General features: G+C 57.7%; 14 protein-coding genes, 4 tRNA genes and 2 rRNA genes (1 of these 20 only partly in view). All 20 read right to left on the bottom strand.

Features of this window, described 5'->3' with window-relative positions; genetic code table 11:
• Positions 1-24: 24 nt before the first annotated feature.
• Positions 25-495: a 30S ribosomal protein S7 gene (gene rpsG, locus E5221_RS02770; protein WP_003246741.1), complete on the bottom strand. Its 471-nt coding sequence runs from the start codon at positions 493-495 to the stop codon at positions 25-27.
• A gap of 106 nt (positions 496-601) precedes the next feature.
• Positions 602-973, bottom strand: coding sequence for a 30S ribosomal protein S12 (gene rpsL, locus E5221_RS02765; protein ID WP_003255492.1), 372 nt, complete (start codon positions 971-973; stop codon positions 602-604).
• Between the two features lie 211 nt (positions 974-1,184).
• Positions 1,185-5,384 carry a DNA-directed RNA polymerase subunit beta' gene (gene rpoC, locus E5221_RS02760; RefSeq protein ID WP_063911036.1) on the bottom strand — a complete coding sequence of 1,400 codons (4,200 nt, stop codon included), beginning with the start codon at positions 5,382-5,384 and terminating at the stop codon, positions 1,185-1,187.
• 64 nt (positions 5,385-5,448) lie between these two features.
• Positions 5,449-9,522 (bottom strand): DNA-directed RNA polymerase subunit beta, encoded by a 4,074-nt coding sequence (gene rpoB, locus E5221_RS02755; RefSeq protein ID WP_046617162.1) that lies wholly within the window; start codon positions 9,520-9,522, stop codon positions 5,449-5,451.
• A 220-nt stretch (positions 9,523-9,742) separates the two neighbouring features.
• The gene (gene rplL, locus E5221_RS02750) at positions 9,743-10,114 is read right to left on the bottom strand and encodes a 50S ribosomal protein L7/L12 (RefSeq protein ID WP_013970630.1); all 372 of its coding nucleotides are present in this window, start codon (positions 10,112-10,114) and stop codon (positions 9,743-9,745) included.
• A 78-nt stretch (positions 10,115-10,192) separates the two neighbouring features.
• The gene (gene rplJ, locus E5221_RS02745; RefSeq protein WP_003257082.1) at positions 10,193-10,693 is read right to left on the bottom strand and encodes a 50S ribosomal protein L10; all 501 of its coding nucleotides are present in this window, start codon (positions 10,691-10,693) and stop codon (positions 10,193-10,195) included.
• Positions 10,694-10,890: 197 nt separating this feature from the next.
• The gene (gene rplA, locus E5221_RS02740) at positions 10,891-11,586 is read right to left on the bottom strand and encodes a 50S ribosomal protein L1 (RefSeq protein ID WP_013970629.1); all 696 of its coding nucleotides are present in this window, start codon (positions 11,584-11,586) and stop codon (positions 10,891-10,893) included.
• Complete coding sequence (gene rplK, locus E5221_RS02735; RefSeq protein ID WP_003255500.1) at positions 11,586-12,017, bottom strand: 50S ribosomal protein L11; 432 nt, start codon at positions 12,015-12,017, stop codon at positions 11,586-11,588. The genes rplA and rplK overlap by 1 nt, the downstream gene beginning before the upstream one ends.
• A 119-nt stretch (positions 12,018-12,136) precedes the next feature.
• Positions 12,137-12,670 carry a transcription termination/antitermination protein NusG gene (gene nusG / locus E5221_RS02730; RefSeq protein WP_003255501.1) on the bottom strand — a complete coding sequence of 178 codons (534 nt, stop codon included), beginning with the start codon at positions 12,668-12,670 and terminating at the stop codon, positions 12,137-12,139.
• Positions 12,671-12,679: 9 nt separating this feature from the next.
• Positions 12,680-13,048 (bottom strand): preprotein translocase subunit SecE, encoded by a 369-nt coding sequence (gene secE / locus E5221_RS02725; RefSeq protein WP_003255502.1) that lies wholly within the window; start codon positions 13,046-13,048, stop codon positions 12,680-12,682.
• A 44-nt stretch (positions 13,049-13,092) separates the two neighbouring features.
• Positions 13,093-13,168: transfer RNA gene (locus E5221_RS02720), tRNA-Trp, on the bottom strand.
• 54 nt (positions 13,169-13,222) lie between these two features.
• Positions 13,223-14,416, bottom strand: coding sequence for an elongation factor Tu (tuf, locus tag E5221_RS02715; protein WP_023382632.1), 1,194 nt, complete (start codon positions 14,414-14,416; stop codon positions 13,223-13,225).
• 78 nt (positions 14,417-14,494) lie between these two features.
• Positions 14,495-14,570, bottom strand: a tRNA-Thr gene (locus E5221_RS02710).
• Between the two features lie 29 nt (positions 14,571-14,599).
• A tRNA-Gly gene (locus tag E5221_RS02705) sits at positions 14,600-14,673 on the bottom strand.
• Positions 14,674-14,697: 24 nt separating this feature from the next.
• Positions 14,698-14,781 (bottom strand) — tRNA-Tyr (locus E5221_RS02700).
• 152 nt (positions 14,782-14,933) lie between these two features.
• Complete coding sequence (locus E5221_RS02695; protein ID WP_039614594.1) at positions 14,934-15,359, bottom strand: hypothetical protein; 426 nt, start codon at positions 15,357-15,359, stop codon at positions 14,934-14,936.
• 7 nt (positions 15,360-15,366) lie between these two features.
• Complete coding sequence (locus E5221_RS02690) at positions 15,367-16,116, bottom strand: pantothenate kinase (RefSeq protein ID WP_247846828.1); 750 nt, start codon at positions 16,114-16,116, stop codon at positions 15,367-15,369.
• A complete protein-coding gene (gene birA / locus E5221_RS02685) occupies positions 16,106-17,065 on the bottom strand; it encodes a bifunctional biotin--[acetyl-CoA-carboxylase] ligase/biotin operon repressor BirA (protein ID WP_003257078.1) in 960 nt (319 codons plus the stop codon). Before birA ends, E5221_RS02690 begins: the two co-directional genes overlap by 11 nt.
• Positions 17,066-17,245: 180 nt before the next feature.
• Positions 17,246-17,361 (bottom strand): 5S ribosomal RNA (gene rrf / locus E5221_RS02680).
• Positions 17,362-17,492: 131 nt separating this feature from the next.
• A 23S ribosomal RNA gene (locus tag E5221_RS02675) occupies positions 17,493-19,045 on the bottom strand; it runs 1,339 nt beyond the window's last position.

The following is a 19,045-nucleotide window of genomic DNA, read 5'->3' as shown; positions in this document are numbered from 1 at the left end:
CTCGCAAAATGATTGATGCTTGAATTAGAAGCGGTAGTGCGAGAACGCTTTGTTGGCCTCGGCCATACGGTGCACGTCTTCACGCTTCTTGACTGCAGCACCCTTGCCTTCAGCAGCATCCAGCAGCTCGCCGGCCAGGCGCAAAGCCATCGACTTCTCGCCGCGCTTGCGGGCGTAGTCTACGAGCCAGCGCATTGCCAGAGCGTTACGACGGGATGGACGAACTTCAACCGGAACCTGGTAAGTGGCACCGCCGACACGACGGGACTTAACTTCGACCAGCGGAGCGATGGCGTCGAGAGCTTTCTCGAAGATTTCCAGGGGGTCGCTGTTCTTGCGTGCTTTGACGGTATCCAGGGCACCGTAAACGATGCGCTCGGCTACAGCCTTCTTGCCGCTTTCCATCACGTGGTTCATGAACTTGGCGAGAATCTGGGATCCGTACTTCGGATCGTCAAGGATCTCACGTTTTGCTGCTACACGACGTCTTGGCATGATAAGCCCTCAAACGGTCTTCAGGTTAGCCCGGGACCAGGTCTTTCGACCCCTGCCCGACCTTACTCTTATCGACTCAAATAAATGGATGTCTGCAAACGACCGATTACTTCGGACGCTTGGTACCGTACTTCGAACGACCCTGGTTACGGCCTTTAACGCCCGAAGTATCCAGAGAGCCGCGAACGGTGTGGTAACGAACACCTGGCAAGTCTTTTACACGGCCGCCACGGATCAGGACGACGCTGTGCTCTTGCAGGTTGTGGCCTTCACCACCGATGTACGAGGAAACCTCGAAACCGTTGGTCAGACGCACACGGCATACTTTACGCAGTGCCGAGTTAGGTTTTTTCGGCGTGGTGGTGTACACGCGGGTGCACACGCCACGACGCTGCGGGCAGTTCTGCAGCGCAGGAACGTCGGACTTCTCGACCGAACGCTTACGCGGCTGACGTACCAGCTGGTTGATAGTTGCCATCTACTAGCTCCACTGATTGTCTTGCGACTCTATTGTCTTGCAAGAAAGCCAAAAATTGGCGAGACGGAGCCTCACCAAATTTAAGGGTACAAAAGTCTAAAGAGGATCTTGCACCCAGTCAAGACGAGGCCCCGGCCCTCCCCGTCCGATCATCGGCAACATTTCATGTCGTCGATGACCGTTCGGGGCTTGCCGGGGCCCTGCCCTGTACTTAGTTACCGCTGGAATTCAGCGCTTCGGTCAGTGCGGCTTCCACCTCACTGGCGCTCACACGCAGCGGTTTGTCGGCATCACGGCGACGCTTGCGCTCGCTGTGGTAGGCCAGACCAGTACCGGCCGGGATCAGACGACCCACGACCACGTTCTCTTTCAGGCCGCGCAGGTAGTCGCGCTTGCCGGTTACCGCCGCTTCGGTCAGTACGCGGGTGGTTTCCTGGAAGGAAGCCGCGGAGATGAACGACTCGGTCGACAGCGACGCCTTGGTGATACCCAGCAGCACGCGGGTGAACTTGGAGACGAACTTGTCCTCGGCGGCGAGACGCTCGTTCTCTACCAGTACCTGGGTCAGTTCCATCTGGTCGCCCTTGATGAAGCTGGAATCGCCCGACTCGGAGATCTCGACCTTGCGCAGCATCTGACGCAGGATGGTCTCGATGTGCTTGTCGTTGATCTTAACGCCTTGCAGACGGTAAACGTCCTGGATCTCGTTGACGATGTACTTCGCCAGCGCGCTCACACCCAGCAGACGCAGGATGTCGTGCGGATCGCTCGGGCCGTCGGAGATAACTTCGCCGCGGTTTACCTGTTCGCCTTCGAAGACGTTCAGGTGGCGCCACTTCGGAATCAGCTCTTCGTACGGATCGCTACCGTCGGTCGGGGTGATGACCAGACGACGCTTGCCCTTGGTCTCCTTACCGAACGCGATGGTGCCGCTGACTTCAGCCAGAATCGAGGCTTCTTTCGGACGGCGTGCTTCGAACAGGTCGGCAACGCGCGGCAGACCACCGGTGATGTCACGGGTCTTCGACGTTTCCTGCGGGATACGCGCGATAACGTCACCAACACCGATCTGGGCACCGTCAGCCACACCGACGAGGGCGTTGGCCGGCAGGAAGTACTGGGCAGGTACGTCGGTACCTGGCAGGTACAGGTCCTTGCCAGAAGCGTCGACCATCTTGATCGCCGGACGGATTTCCTTACCAGCGGCAGGGCGATCCTTGACGTCCAGAACTTCAATGTTGGTCAAACCGGTCAATTCGTCGGTCTGACGCTTGATCGTGATGCCTTCTTCCATGCCCACGAAGGTCACGGTACCTTTCAGTTCGGTAACGATCGGGTGGGTGTGCGGGTCCCACTTGGCGACGATGGCGCCAGCTTCGACCTTGTCACCTTCCTTGACCGAAATCACCGCACCGTAAGGCAGCTTGTAGCGCTCACGCTCACGACCGAACTCGTCGGCAATGGCCAACTCGCCCGAACGCGATACGGCAACAAGGTTGCCATCAGCACGCTCTACCTGCTTCAGGTTGTGCAGACGCACCATACCGCCGTTCTTCACCTGGACGCTGTCGGCAGCCGAGGTACGGCTCGCAGCACCACCGATGTGGAACGTACGCATGGTCAGCTGGGTACCCGGCTCACCGATCGACTGGGCAGCGATAACGCCGACAGCTTCACCGATGTTCACCTGGTGACCGCGAGCCAGGTCACGACCGTAGCACTTGGCGCAGATGCCGTAGCGGGTTTCGCAGTTGATCGGCGAACGCACGACCACTTCGTCGATGCTGTTCAGCTCGATGAACTCGACCCACTTCTCGTCGACCAGGGTACCGGCCGGAACGATGACGTCCTCGGTGCCTGGCTTGAACACGTCACGGGCGATGACACGACCCAGTACACGCTCACCCAGCGGCTCTACAACGTCGCCGCCTTCGATGTGCGGGGTCATCAGCAGGCCCTGGTCGGTGCCGCAGTCGATCTCGGTAACCACCAGATCCTGGGCAACGTCTACCAGACGACGAGTCAGGTAACCGGAGTTCGCAGTCTTCAGTGCGGTATCCGCCAGACCCTTACGAGCACCGTGGGTCGAAATGAAGTACTGCAGAACGCTCAGACCTTCACGGAAGTTCGCAGTGATCGGCGTCTCGATGATGGAGCCGTCCGGCTTGGCCATCAGGCCACGCATACCGGCCAGCTGACGGATCTGGGCTGCGGAACCCCGCGCACCGGAGTCAGCCATCATGTACATCGAGTTGAAGGACTCTTGCTCGACTTCCTTGCCTTCGCGATCGATGACCTTCTCTTTCGAGAGGTTGGCCATCATCGCCTTGGACACTTCGTCGTTCGCCTTCGACCACAAGTCGATGACCTTGTTGTACTTCTCGCCCTGGGTTACCAGGCCGGAGGCGTACTGGCTCTCGATTTCCTTCACTTCGTCGGTAGCGGTACCGATGATGCGAGCTTTCTCGTCCGGGATAACGAAGTCGTTAACACCGATCGAAACGCCGGAAATGGTCGAGTACGCGAAACCGGTGTACATCAGCTGGTCAGCGAAGATTACGGTCTCTTTCAGACCAACCACGCGGTAGCACTGGTTGATCAGCTTGGAGATCGCCTTCTTCTTCATCGGCTGGTTGACCACGTCGTACGGAAGGCCTGCCGGTACAACCTGGAACAGCAGCGCACGGCCGACGGTGGTGTCGACGATGCGGGTGTTCTTGACCACGGAACCGTCACGCTCTTTCACGGTTTCGTTGATACGAACCTTGATTTTCGCGTGCAGGGCAGCCTCGCCGGCGCGGAATACGCGGTCGACTTCCTGCAGGTCGGCGAACACGCGACCTTCGCCCTTGGCGTTGATGGCCTCACGGGTCATGTAGTACAGACCCAGTACCACGTCCTGCGACGGAACGATGATTGGCTCACCGTTGGCTGGCGACAGGATGTTGTTGGTCGACATCATCAGCGCGCGCGCTTCGAGCTGGGCTTCCAGGGTCAGCGGCACGTGAACGGCCATCTGGTCACCGTCGAAGTCGGCGTTGTACGCGGCACAGACCAGCGGGTGCAGCTGGATAGCCTTACCTTCGATCAGAACCGGTTCAAATGCCTGGATACCCAGACGGTGCAGGGTCGGTGCACGGTTGAGCAGCACGGGGTGTTCGCGGATCACCTCGGCGAGCACGTCCCAAACCTCTGGCAGCTCGCGCTCGACCATCTTCTTGGCAGCCTTGATGGTGGTCGCCAGACCACGCATTTCCAGCTTGCCGAAAATGAACGGCTTGAACAGCTCGAGAGCCATCTTTTTCGGCAGACCGCACTGGTGCAGACGCAGGGTCGGGCCTACGGTAATTACCGAACGGCCGGAGTAGTCCACACGCTTACCGAGCAGGTTCTGACGGAAGCGACCTTGCTTACCTTTGATCATGTCGGCCAGGGACTTCAGCGGACGCTTGTTCGAGCCAGTGATGGCGCGACCGCGACGGCCGTTGTCCAGCAGGGCGTCGACCGCCTCCTGCAGCATGCGCTTTTCGTTGCGCACGATGATGTCCGGCGCCGACAGATCCAGCAGGCGCTTCAGACGATTGTTACGGTTGATCACCCGACGATACAGGTCGTTCAGGTCGGAGGTCGCGAAGCGGCCGCCATCCAGCGGTACCAGCGGACGCAGGTCCGGCGGCAGCACTGGCAGGACGGTCAGGACCATCCACTCAGGCAGGTTGCCCGAACCCTGGAACGCTTCCATCAGCTTCAGGCGCTTGGACAGCTTCTTGATCTTGGTTTCCGAGTTGGTCTGCGGAATCTCTTCGCGCAGGCGGCCGATCTCGTGTTCCAGGTCGATAGCGTGCAGCAGTTCGCGGACAGCCTCGGCACCCATGCGGGCGTCGAAGTCATCTCCGAACTCTTCCAGCGCTTCGAAGTACTGCTCGTCGTTCAGCAGCTGGCCTTTTTCCAGGGTGGTCATGCCCGGGTCGATAACGACGTAGCTCTCGAAGTAGAGCACGCGCTCGATGTCACGCAGGGTCATGTCCATCAGCAGGCCGATACGGGACGGCAGCGACTTCAGGAACCAGATGTGGGCAACCGGCGAGGCCAGTTCGATGTGCGCCATGCGCTCACGACGAACTTTTGCCAGGGCAACTTCAACGCCGCACTTCTCGCAGATCACGCCGCGGTGCTTGAGGCGCTTGTACTTGCCGCACAGGCACTCGTAGTCCTTGACTGGGCCAAAGATCTTGGCGCAGAACAGGCCGTCACGCTCAGGCTTGAACGTACGGTAGTTGATGGTTTCCGGCTTCTTAACTTCACCGAACGACCACGAACGGATCATTTCAGGCGACGCCAGACCGATGCGGATGGCGTCGAACTCTTCGACTTGACCCTGGTTTTTCAGCAAATTCAGTAGGTCTTTCAAGGCCTTTCCTCCTGGCGGAGCAGGGAGCGGGCATTACCTGCCCCACTCCCCTTCGCGTCACGTGTTATTCGGTTTCCAGATCGATATCGATACCGAGCGAACGGATCTCTTTGATCAACACGTTGAAGGACTCGGGCATGCCCGGCTCCATACGGTGATCGCCATCCACGATGTTCTTGTACATCTTGGTACGGCCGTTCACGTCGTCCGACTTCACTGTGAGCATTTCTTGCAGGGTGTATGCCGCGCCGTATGCTTCCAGCGCCCACACTTCCATCTCCCCGAAACGCTGACCACCGAACTGCGCCTTACCACCCAGCGGCTGCTGGGTAACCAGGCTGTAGGAACCAGTGGAACGCGCGTGCATCTTGTCGTCCACCAAGTGGTTCAGCTTGAGCATGTACATGTAACCAACGGTCACAGGACGCTCGAACTTGTTGCCGGTACGGCCATCGAACAGCACCATCTGGCCGCTCTCTGGCAGGTCGGCCAGCTTCAGCATGGCCTTGATCTCGCGCTCCTTGGCACCGTCGAAGACCGGGGTAGCCATTGGCACGCCCTTCTTCAGGTTGTGGGCCAGGGCCAGGATCTCTTCGTCGGTGAACTCGTCCAGGTTTTCCTGACGACCGCCGATCTCGTTGTAGACCTCGGTCAGGAACACGCGCAGTTCAGCGGCCTTGCGCTGCTCTTCGATCATGCGGTCGATCTTCTCGCCCAGACCTTTGGCCGCCAGGCCCAGGTGGGTTTCGAGGATCTGACCGACGTTCATACGCGAAGGTACACCCAGCGGGTTCAGTACGACATCGACCGGAGTACCGTTGGCGTCGTGCGGCATGTCTTCGACCGGCATGATTACCGAGACGACACCCTTGTTACCGTGACGACCGGCCATCTTGTCACCCGGCTGGATGCGACGGCGGATTGCCAGGTAAACCTTGACGATCTTCAGTACGCCCGGTGCCAGGTCATCACCCTGCTGCAGCTTGCGCTTCTTGTCTTCGAACTTGTCGTCCAGCAGACGGCGACGATCGACGATGTACTGCTGAGCCTTTTCCAGCTGCTCGTTCAGTGCATCTTCGGCCATGCGCAGTTTGAACCACTGCCCGTGCTCCAGACCATCCAGCACTTCGTCAGTGATCACGGTGCCTTTCTTCAGGCCCGCGCCACCGTCGACCACCTGGCCGTTCAGAGCAGAACGCAGACGCTCGAAGGTTGCACCTTCGACGATGCGGAACTCTTCGTTGAGGTCCTTGCGGATCTCGTCCAGCTGCATCTTCTCGATGGCCAGAGCGCGGCTGTCGCGCTCGACGCCATCACGGGTGAAGACCTGTACGTCGATGACGGTACCCTTGGTGCCGGTTGGCACGCGCAGGGAGGTGTCCTTAACGTCGCTGGCCTTCTCACCGAAGATTGCGCGCAGCAGTTTTTCTTCCGGAGTCAGCTGGGTTTCGCCTTTTGGCGTTACCTTGCCGACCAGGATGTCGCCAGCGCCGACTTCGGCACCCACGTAGACGATACCGGCTTCGTCCAGCTTGTTCAGCGCGGCTTCACCCACGTTCGGGATGTCCGCAGTGATTTCCTCTGGGCCAAGCTTGGTGTCACGCGCCACACAGGTCAGTTCCTGGATGTGGATGGTGGTGAAGCGGTCTTCCTGAACCACACGCTCGGACAGGCAGATGGAGTCTTCGAAGTTGAAGCCGTTCCACGCCATGAACGCGATGCGCATGTTCTGACCCAGTGCCAGTTCACCCATGTCGGTGGACGGGCCGTCGGCCATGATGTCACCACGCTGAACCTTGTCACCCTTGCTCACCAGCGGACGCTGGTTGATGCAGGTGTTCTGGTTCGAACGGGTGTACTTGGTCAGGTTGTAGATATCCACACCTGCTTCGCCGGTTTCCACTTCGTCGTCGGCAACGCGAACAACGATACGGCTGGCGTCGACCGAGTCGATCACACCACCGCGGCGAGCAACCACGCATACACCGGAGTCACGGGCAACGTTGCGCTCCATGCCGGTACCTACCAGCGGCTTGTCGGCGCGCAGGGTCGGTACAGCCTGACGCTGCATGTTGGAACCCATCAATGCACGGTTGGCGTCGTCGTGCTCGAGGAACGGAATCAGCGACGCAGCGACGGAAACAACCTGCTTCGGCGAAACGTCCATCAGGGTGACGTCTTCCGGCGCCTTGACGGTGAATTCGTTCAGGTGACGAACAGCTACCAGCTCATCGATCAGCTGCTTCTTCTCGTTCATCGCGGCCGAAGCCTGGGCGATGACGTGATCCGCTTCTTCAATGGCCGACAGGAACACGATCTCGTCGCTGACCACGCCTTCCTTCACCACGCGGTACGGGCTTTCCAGGAAGCCGTACTGGTTGGTGCGGGCATAGGCTGCCAGGGAGTTGATCAGACCGATGTTCGGACCTTCTGGGGTCTCGATCGGGCACACACGGCCGTAGTGGGTCGGGTGTACGTCACGGACTTCGAAGCCGGCACGCTCACGGGTCAGACCGCCTGGGCCGAGTGCGGAGACGCGGCGCTTGTGGGTGATCTCGGAGAGCGGGTTGTTCTGGTCCATGAACTGGGACAGCTGGCTGGAACCGAAGAACTCTTTCACCGCCGCCGCAACCGGCTTGGCGTTGATCAGGTCTTGCGGCATCAGGCCTTCGCTTTCCGCCATCGACAGGCGTTCCTTGACCGCGCGCTCGACACGCACCAGGCCAACGCGGAACTGGTTCTCGGCCATCTCGCCGACGCAACGTACACGACGGTTACCCAGGTGGTCGATGTCGTCGACGATGCCTTTGCCGTTACGGATGTCGACCAAGGTCTTCAGAACCTCGACGATATCTTCCTTGCTCAGCACGCCCGAACCTTCGATCTCGGTACGACCGATACGACGGTTGAACTTCATGCGGCCAACGGCGGACAGGTCGTAACGCTCGGCGCTGAAGAACAAGTTGTTGAACAGGGTCTCGGCAGCATCCTTGGTTGGCGGCTCGCCAGGACGCATCATGCGGTAGATCTCGACCAGGGCTTCCAGCTGGTTGCTGGTGGTGTCGATCTTCAGGGTGTCGGAGATGAACGGACCGCAATCGATGTCGTTGGTGTACAGGGTCTCGATACGGACGACCTGAGCCTTGGCGACCTTGATCAGCAGTTCAGTGGTCATCTCGGTGTTGCATTCAGCCAGGATCTCGCCGGTAGCCGGATGCACAATAGCCTTGGCAGTAGTGCGGCCCAGGACGTATTCCATTGGAACGTCCAGCTGCTTGACGCCGGCCTTCTCGAGCTGGTTGATGTGGCGCGCAGTAATACGGCGGCCCTGCTCGACGATGACTTTGCCGGTTTCGTCATGGATATCCATGACTGCAACCTCACCACGCAGACGCTGCGGTACCAGTTCCAGGCTGAGTTTCTCGCCGGAAATGTGGAACACGTTGGTGGTGTAGAAGGTGTTCAGCACTTCTTCAGTGCTGTAACCCAGGGCACGCAGCAGCACCGAGGCCGGCAGTTTGCGGCGACGGTCGATACGCACGAACACGCAGTCCTTCGGGTCGAACTCGAAGTCCAGCCAGGAGCCGCGGTAAGGGATGATGCGAGCGGAGTACAGCAGCTTGCCGGAGCTGTGAGTCTTGCCACGGTCGTGGTCGAAGAACACACCAGGCGAACGGTGCAGCTGGGAAACGATCACACGCTCGGTACCGTTGATAACGAAGGTACCGTTCTCAGTCATCAGGGGGATTTCACCCATGTAGACTTCTTGCTCTTTGATGTCCTTGATCGCTTTGTTCGACGATTCCTTGTCGAAGATGATCAGGCGCACCTTGACCCGCAGTGGGACCGCGAAGGTCACGCCACGCAGGACACATTCCTTCACATCGAAGGCGGGTTCGCCCAGGCGATAGCCTACGTACTCCAGGGCAGCATTGCCGGAGTAGCTGATGATCGGGAATACCGATTTGAAGGCCGCGTGCAGGCCGACGTCGCGGAACTGATCCTTGGATGCTCCCGCTTGCAGGAATTCGCGATACGAATCCAGCTGGATGGCCAGGAGGTAAGGCACATCCATGACGTCCGGCAACTTGCTAAAGTCCTTGCGGATACGTTTTTTCTCAGTGTATGAGTAAGCCATCAGCGTTCCCCAGCTTGGTCACCTGCTTGTTTGGCTTCTCCCGGCGGGAGCAGCCAGAAAATCGTGCAAACCTCTTGGTTTGCGCCACCCACATGGGTGTCTTGCAGCTTGTTATCGGGGCCGGCCTGACCGGCCACCAATAACGGAAAAAGGCCGGTGGCATAAGCCACCAGCCATCAGCCCTTCGCTCAACGCTCGGACTGGAGTCGCAAGGTCGAGATTACTTCAGCTCGACTTTAGCGCCAGCTTCTTCCAGCTTCTTCTTCGCGTCTTCAGCGGCTTCTTTCGAAACGCCTTCAGCGATAACCTGAGGAGCGCCGTCGACTTTCTCTTTGGCTTCTTTCAGGCCCAGACCGGTCAGTTCACGAACGGCCTTGATCACGTTTACTTTCTTGTCGCCAGCTTCGGTCAGAACGACGTTGAACTCGGTCTGCTCTTCAACAGCGGCAGCAGCGCCAGCAGCTGGGCCAGCAGCAACAGCGGCAGCAGCGGTAACGCCGAAGGTTTCTTCCATCGCTTTGATCAGTTCAACAATTTCCAGAACAGTTTTCTGGCCGATCGCTTCGATGATTTGTTCGTTAGTCAGAGACATGACTTAAATCCTGTATTGGGGTGACAGCCTACGCAGCCATCAAATTAAACGTATGATTTTGAAAGAGTTGCGCGTGCCTTAGGCAGCAGCAGCTTCTTTCTGGTCGCGCAGAGCTGCCAGGGTACGAGCCAGCTTGCTGGTTGCACCTTGGATTACGCTCATCAGCTGTGCGATAGCCTCGTCGCGAGTTGGCAGGGTTGCCAGCACGTCGATCTGGTTAGCGGCAAGGAACTTGCCGTCGAACGCAGCTGCCTTGATCTCGAACTTGTCCTGACCCTTGGCGAACTCTTTGAACAGACGAGCAGCAGCGCCCGGGTGTTCGTTGGAGAAAGCAATCAGGGTCGGGCCTTTGAACGCGTCGTTGAGGATCGAGAATTCGGTGCCTTCAACAGCGCGCTTCAGCAGGGTGTTACGTACGACACGTACGTATACGCCAGCTTCGCGGGCCTCTTTACGGAGTCCGGTCATTGCGCCTACAGTCACACCACGGGCATCAGCCACGACAGCGGACAGAGCGACTTTGGCAGCCTCGTTGACTTCAGCGACGATGGCCTTCTTGTCTTCGAGTTTAATTGCCACGGGTTTACTCCTGGTTTTTACCGTTTCATCTGGCCGAAGCCGGATGTCGTTTTGGTGTCTGATTCGGTAACGAATCGGGAGCACCATCTGCGTGGGCTGGTATTTTAAGGCTTGCGCCGCCTACGGTCTTGGATAGCCCCCGCCAGGCAGGGACCCCAATTTTTGCTGGTGGCGCGACAGGTCGCGCCACCATGTTCTTACACGTTCAGCGAGCTCTGATCGATGACCAGACCTGGGCCCATGGTGGTGCTCAGGGTAACGCGCTTGACGTAGATACCTTTCGAGGAAGCTGGCTTGATACGCTTCAGATCAGCGATCAGGGCTTCAACGTTTTCCTTCAGCTTGCCAGCTTCGAAGCCGACCTTGCCAACGGAGGTGTGGATGATACCGTTCTTGTCGGTACGGTAGCGAACCTGACCAGCCTTGGCGTTCTTGACGGCGCCGGCTACGTCTGGGGTCACGGTACCAACTTTCGGGTTAGGCATCAGGCCGCGAGGACCCAGAACCTGACCCAGTTGACCTACAACGCGCATGGCATCAGGCGATGCGATGACGACGTCATAGTTCAGGTCGCCGCCTTTCATTTCGGCAGCCAGATCGTCCATACCTACGCGGTCAGCGCCGGCAGCCAGAGCGGCTTCAGCAGCTGGACCCTGGGTGAAGACAGCAACGCGAACGGTCTTGCCAGTGCCGTGTGGCAGCACGGTAGCGCTACGTACGACCTGGTCGGATTTACGCGGGTCAACACCAAGGTTAACGGCGATGTCGTAGGACTCTACGAACTTGGCAGCCGGCAGCGAAGCCAGCAGAGTGGCCGCTTCTTCGAAGTTGTAGGCCTTGCCTGCTTCGATTTTCTCGGCGATTGCCTTTTGGCGTTTGGTCAGCTTAGCCATTACACACCCTCCACGTTCAGGCCCATGCTGCGGGCAGAGCCAGCGATGGTGCGTACAGCAGCGTCCAGGTCAGCGGCAGTCAGATCAGCCTGTTTAGCTTTGGCGATGTCTTCCAGCTGAGCACGGGTAACGGTACCGACTTTAACGGTGTTCGGGCGAGCCGAACCACTGGTCAGGCCAGCAGCTTTCTTCAGCAGAACCGAGGCAGGGGTGCTCTTGGTCTCGAAGGTGAAGCTACGGTCGCTGTAGACAGTGATGATCACAGGAGTCGGCAGGCCGGCTTCTTGACCCTGGGTACGGGCGTTGAAGGCCTTACAGAATTCCATGATGTTCACACCGTGTTGACCCAGTGCTGGACCAACGGGTGGGCTTGGGTTGGCCTGGCCGGCCTTAACTTGCAGCTTGATGTAAGCCTGAATCTTCTTAGCCATGAGCTACTCCAAAATCGGGTACGAACGCCTGTTGGCTCCCCGGATGACTTGCGTTTTATCCCAGTGACGACAAAACCCCGCAGCACACAGGGCTGCGGGGTATGGGATGCTTCGTCCGCCTAGACCTTTTCGACCTGGCTGAACTCGAGCTCCACCGGAGTAGAGCGACCGAAAATGAGCACCGCCACCTGCAGGCGACTCTTTTCGTAGTTAACCTCTTCGACACTACCATTGAAGTCAGCGAACGGACCGTCAATGACTCGAACCACTTCACCCGGCTCGAACAGCGTCTTGGGCTTCGGCTTGTCGCTACCGTCGGCAACGCGACGCAGGATAGCCTCCGCTTCTTTATCGGTGATCGGCGCAGGCTTGTCTGCGGTGCCACCAATAAAGCCCATCACACGAGGGGTATCCTTGACCAAGTGCCAAGTCCCTTCGTTCATCTCCATCTGGACCAGTACATAGCCAGGGAAGAATTTACGCTCACTCTTGCGCTTCTGGCCGTTGCGCATTTCGACGACTTCTTCGGTCGGGACCAGGATCTCGCCGAAACCGTCTTCCATGCCAGCCAGCTTGACGCGCTCGATCAGGGAGCGCATTACATGCTTCTCGTAACCCGAGTAAGCATGCACAACATACCAACGCTTAGCCACGGGACACCTTTAGCCAACGATCAAGGAGACCGCCCAGCCGAGCAGGGAATCAAGACCCCACAACAGCAGTGCCATAACCAGCACGACAGCCACGACAATCAGCGTGGTCTGGGTGGTTTCCTGGCGGGTCGGCCACACGACTTTACGAATCTCGGTACGAGCTTCCTTCGCCAGCGCAAAGAACGACTTGCCCTTCGCAGTCTGCAGAGCTACAAAGCCCGCGACAGCAGCCAGGACGAGAAGTACAAGGACGCGATACAGAATCGGGGAGGCGGAGTAATACTGGTTACCCACTACACCAACAACCACCAAAGCCACTACAGCCAGCCACTTGAACAGATCAAAACGCGATTCTTGGGCTTCAGTTTTGGGAGTCATCGAGGAGGATCCTGTGAGAAGAAAGCCATCACACCGAGGTGAAATGGCAGGTCAGGAGGGAATCGAACCCCCAACCTACGGTTTTGGAGACCGTCGCTCTGCCAATTGAGCTACTGACCTGTAACGCTGTATCAGGCCGGCCATTATACCGGCCTGATCAAGTAAATCAACTACTTATTCAATAATTTTTGCTACGACGCCGGCGCCGACGGTACGACCGCCTTCACGGATAGCGAAGCGCAGACCGTCTTCCATTGCGATGGTCTTGATCAGCGTGACAGTCATCTGAATGTTGTCACCTGGCATTACCATTTCAACGCCTTCCGGCAGTTCGCAGTTACCGGTCACGTCAGTGGTACGGAAGTAGAACTGAGGACGGTAGCCTTTGAAGAACGGAGTGTGACGGCCGCCTTCTTCCTTCGACAGAACGTAGACTTCTGCGGTGAACTTGGTGTGCGGCTTGACCGAACCTGGCTTGACCAGAACCTGGCCACGCTCAACGTCGTCACGCTTGGTACCACGCAGCAGAACGCCGCAGTTCTCGCCAGCACGGCCTTCGTCCAGCAGCTTGCGGAACATTTCGACACCGGTGCAGGTGGTGGTCGAAGTTTCACGCAGACCAACGATTTCCAGCGGATCCTGAACGCGGACGATACCACGCTCGATACGACCGGTAACAACGGTACCACGACCCGAGATCGAGAATACGTCTTCGATCGGCATCAGGAACGGCTGGTCAACGGCACGAACTGGCTCAGGGATGTAGGCATCCAGAGTTTCTACCAGCTTCTTGACAGCGGTAGTACCCATTTCGTTGTCGTCTTTGCCTTCCAGGGCCATACGAGCCGAACCGATGATGATCGGAGTGTCGTCGCCTGGGAAGTCGTAGGTGGACAGCAGGTCGCGAACTTCCATCTCGACCAGTTCCAGCAGCTCGGCGTCGTCTACCAGGTCAGCCTTGTTCAGGAAGACCACGATGTAAGGAACGCCTACCTGACGGGACAGCAGGATGTGCTCACGGGTTTGTGGCATCGGACCATCGGCGGCCGAGCAAACCAGGATCGCGCCGTCCATCTGGGCAGCACCGGTGATCATGTTCTTCACGTAGTCAGCGTGACCTGGGCAGTCAACGTGAGCGTAGTGACGAATGTTCGAGTTGTACTCGACGTGAGCGGTGTTGATGGTGATACCGCGCGCTTTTTCTTCCGGAGCCGAGTCGATCTTGTCGAACTCAACGACTGCCGAACCGAAAACTTCGGAGCAGACGCGAGTCAGAGCCGCGGTCAGAGTGGTCTTACCGTGGTCAACGTGGCCGATAGTGCCGACGTTAACGTGGGGAAGGGAACGATCAAACTTTTCCTTAGCCATCGATACAATCCTCCGCAGAAGAAATAGTCTTGCGCTGATAAAACAAAGGCAGATATTTTCATATCTGCCTTGTTTATATGGAGCTCTTGAGCGGACTTGAACCGCTGACCTCACCCTTACCAAGGGTGTGCTCTACCAACTGAGCTACAAGAGCGAAACACTTTGTGCAAAATCCAGCAAACTTGGAGCGGGTAGCGGGAATCGAACCCGCATCATCAGCTTGGAAGGCTGAGGTTCTACCACTAAACTATACCCGCGGAGCTTGCGGCTCTCGCTAAAACTGGTGGAGGGAGAAGGATTCGAACCTTCGAAGCTCTCGCAACGGATTTACAGTCCGTCCCCTTTGACCGCTCGGGAATCCCTCCAGATGTGGCCGGCATTCTATTTGTCTGCCGTCCTAGTGTCAAGCTTTTTTTCAAATTTTTTCAATCAAATCTGAAACTTAGCTACTTTGACACTGCTTCCAGTTCTGCCACCTGAGTGGTGTTCCCTGTGAAGCGGGCGCCATTCTATCAAGCTATTCGCCAGTTGCAATACCCTGGCAGAAAATAATTTTGTGTTTTAAGTCTTTGAAATCGTTGGAAAGAGTTGCAAGAACGGTTTGGTCCAGCAAACGCTCGCTTTCCGGGGCAACCTTGAGCCAACGACCGTCCGCCCCTGGCAGCTGCCCCACCACCGGCAGCGTGGAAATATCCAAGGTCACCAGGCGCTGACGCAGCGCATCGAGCTGACCCTGCCCCATCACACCACCGACCACCAGGCACTCATCCCGGCGCTTGGGCGGCGCCGACACCCCTGTTTCGCGCAACAGGCGGATTTCTTGCTGATTGCCCTTGTACAGCGACAAGGGCGCGACTTCCTTGACCTTCAGCGGGGCTTCCTGCTGGTGCCACACGTAATAGAAGACGTTAAGCACCAGTAACAGCAGAAACAACCAACGCATAGGCACCTCAATCCAATGGGCAGGCCATGGCCAGGCCTACGAAAACCAGGTCAGGCACGACACGCGCCTGGGGGACGGCCTCCCTTACCAGCGGCGCATCACCTCCTGTGAGAAACACTGTGAAATCCTGCCCCCACAACGCACGCGCCTGTTCGAGCTGGGTACGCGCAAAACCCTGAAGCATCAACACGCAACCGCGCTCGACCGCCTCGACCGTCGAACGGCCCGGCTCCAGACTGGCCAACGCCCGCTCTGCGGAGGCATCGTCATAACGGATACGCCGGGTGTGCGTACGCAACTGGCTACGCATCAATGGCATCCCCGGGCAGATGTAGCCACCCAGATGCTCGCCATCCGCCGCAACGAAATCCGCTTTTGCAGCGGTCCCCAGATCAATGACCAGGCAGGCACCCCTGACCAAGTGAAAGGCTCCCAGCACCGCCAACCAACGGTCCATGCCCAGGCGCTGGTAGTCGTCATAGCCATTGCGCACACCCGCCATTTCCCGGGCCGGGTGCGCCACCCGAGCTTGCACGGCAAACGCCTGGGCAATCAGCGCGCAAAGCGCATCTGTTTCTTCCTCACTGCGCACACTGACAATGCGGCAACCGCTGAGACGCACCGAAGCCAGTGCAGCCACTTCGGCCACCAGCGCCTGATCGGAGTCGACGATACCGCCGCTTTCAATCACTGCATCAGCGACATGGATTACCCGCCACTTGATGAAGCTGTTACCGCAATCGAGCTCAAGAATCATCACGCAACCTCAAACTGAGCTCACCACCACTGAAGCTCTTCTCCACCCCGTCCACCTCAAGGCGTAAACCGCCCTGCCCATCGACGCCAAGAACCACGCCATCAATACGCGTGCTACCGGCAACCAGAGAAACCTTGCGCCCCTGCCAGAGGTGCGCCTGCTCCCATTCTTCCTGGAATGCGGCAAACCCATAGCGACGATGCCGTGCCAATTCGTGCTGCAACTGCTGACTGAGCAACGCTACCAGCCGGTTACGGTCTATTGCCGCACCTATTTCGCGACGCATCGAGGTCCACATCTGGTCGACCTGATCGTTGGTCTGCATGTTCACATTGATGCCAATACCTAGTACCACGTGACAAACATCTGCCGGGTCGCCCACTAACTCCAGGAGGATACCGGTGATCTTTTGCCCGCGAACGAGGACATCGTTGGGCCATTTGAGGCCCACATCCTTTACGCCAAAAGCCTGCAGGGTACGCATTACCGCCAATCCAACCACCAGGCTCAAGCCCTCGAGCTGGCGCATGCCACCATCCACGCGGAGAACCAGGCTGTAATAGAGGTTTTCGGCAAACGGGCTGACCCACTGCCGACCGCGCCGACCACGGCCGGCGCTCTGGCGCTCGGCCAGGACCAGGAATGGAGCGATCTGCCCTTCCCCGGCGAGCCGCAAGCCTTCGGCATTGGTCGAGTCGATGGTTTCGTGGATGAAAACGGGCCACTGCTCGCCGTCGGCAAACCCGGCAATCGCTTGTGCATCGAGCAAAGCCAGTGGCGCCGCCAGCTGATAGCCGCGCCCACGAACCTTGTGAATGGTGAGGTTCAGTTCGCTCTCCAGGTGCTGCAGCTGCTTCCAAACGGCGCTGCGACTTACCCCGAGGGCCGACCCCAGAGCTTCTCCGGAATGGAACCGACCATCCTTGAGGAGATTCAACAACTTCAGCATGCCAGTCTCGACTTGGAATAAGGCAGGCATGATAGCTATGGGCTGTTGGCTTGCATAGGAAAAGGGCTGCCGGCGGCAGCGAACGCCCGCTCCCACAGGGGCTGCGTATGCCCGGGAGTTTTTGCACCACAAAGACAAAACCCCTACCTGCATGTGCAGATAGGGGTTTTGCGAAATGAATCTTGACGATGACCTACTCTCACATGGGGAAACCCCACACTACCATCGGCGATGCATCGTTTCACTGCTGAGTTCGGGATGGGATCAGGTGGTTCCAATGCTCTATGGTCGTCAAGAAATTCTGTTGCCAGAATGTCCAGATGGACAGCCCAGCGAATTCGGATATGCGATATTTGTGATGTTGCGAACTTTCGGTTGTTTCGTCTTCACCACCGCAATCTGCGCTAGCAAATTGCTTGGGTGTTATATGGTCAAGCCTCACGGGCAATTAGTATTGGTTAGCTCAACGCCTCACAGCGCTTACACACCCAACCTATCAACGTCGTAGTCTTCGACGGCCCTTCAGGGGATTCAAGATCCCAGTGAGATCTCATCTTGAGGCAAGTTTCCCGCTTAGATGCTTTCAGCGGTTATCTCTTCCGAACATAGCTACCCGGCAATGCCACTGGCGTGACAACCGGAACACCAGAGGTTCGTCCACTCCGGTCCTCTCGTACTAGGAGCAGCCCCTCTCAAATCTCAAACGTCCACGGCAGATAGGGACCGAACTGTCTCACGACGTTCTAAACCCAGCTCGCGTACCACTTTAAATGGCGAACAGCCATACCCTTGGGACCGGCTTCAGCCCCAGGATGTGATGAGCCGACATCGAGGTGCCAAACACCGCCGTCGATATGAACTCTTGGGCGGTATCAGCCTGTTATCCCCGGAGTACCTTTTATCCGTTGAGCGATGGCCCTTCCATACAGAACCACCGGATCACTAAGACCTACTTTCGTACCTGCTCGACGTGTTTGTCTCGCAGTCAAGCGCGCTTTTGCCTTTATACTCTACGACCGATTTCCGACCGGTCTGAGCGCACCTTCGTACTCCTCCGTTACTCTTTGGGAGGAGACCGCCCCAGTCAAACTACCCACCATACACTGTCCTCGATCCGGATAACGGACCTGAGTTAGAACCTCAAAGTTGCCAGGGTGGTATTTCAAGGATGGCTCCATGAGAACTGGCGTCCCCACTTCAAAGCCTCCCACCTATCCTACACAAGCAAATTCAAAGTCCAGTGCAAAGCTATAGTAAAGGTTCACGGGGTCTTTCCGTCTAGCCGCGGATACACTGCATCTTCACAGCGATTTCAATTTCACTGAGTCTCGGGTGGAGACAGCGCCGCCATCGTTACGCCATTCGTGCAGGTCGGAACTTACCCGACAAGGAATTTCGCTACCTTAGGACCGTTATAGTTACGGCCGCCGTTTACCGGGGCTTCGATCAAGAGCTTCGCTTGCGCTAACCCCATCAATTAACCTTCCGGCACCGGGCAGGCGTCACACCCTATACGTCCACTTTCGTGTTTGCAGAGTGCTGTGTTTTTAATAAACAGTCGCAGCGGCCTGGTATCTTCGACCGGCATGGGCTTACGGAGCAAGTCCTTCACCCTCGCCGGCGCACCTTCTCCCGAAGTTACGGTGCCATTTTGCCTAGTTCCTTCACCCGAGTTCTCTCAAGCGCCTTGGTATTCTCTACCTAACCACCTGTGTCGGTTTGGGGTACGGTTCCCAGTTATCTGAAGCTTAGGAGCTTTTCTTGGAAGCATGGTATCAACCACTTCGTCGCCTAGAGGCAACTCGTCATCAGCTCTCGGCCTTGAAATCCCGGATTTGCCTAAGATTTCAGCCTACCACCTTAAACCTGGACAACCAACGCCAGGCTGGCCTAACCTTCTCCGTCCCTCCATCGCAATAACTGGAAGTACAGGAATATTAACCTGTTTTCCATCGACTACGCTTTTCAGCCTCGCCTTAG

Origin of the sequence: Pseudomonas sp. A2 (genome assembly GCF_023100865.1) — a bacterium.
Taxonomy (GTDB): domain Bacteria; phylum Pseudomonadota; class Gammaproteobacteria; order Pseudomonadales; family Pseudomonadaceae; genus Aquipseudomonas; species Aquipseudomonas asiatica.
The sequence above is the reverse complement of the archived record's forward strand: the minus strand, read 5'-3'. Positions and strand labels throughout refer to the sequence as shown.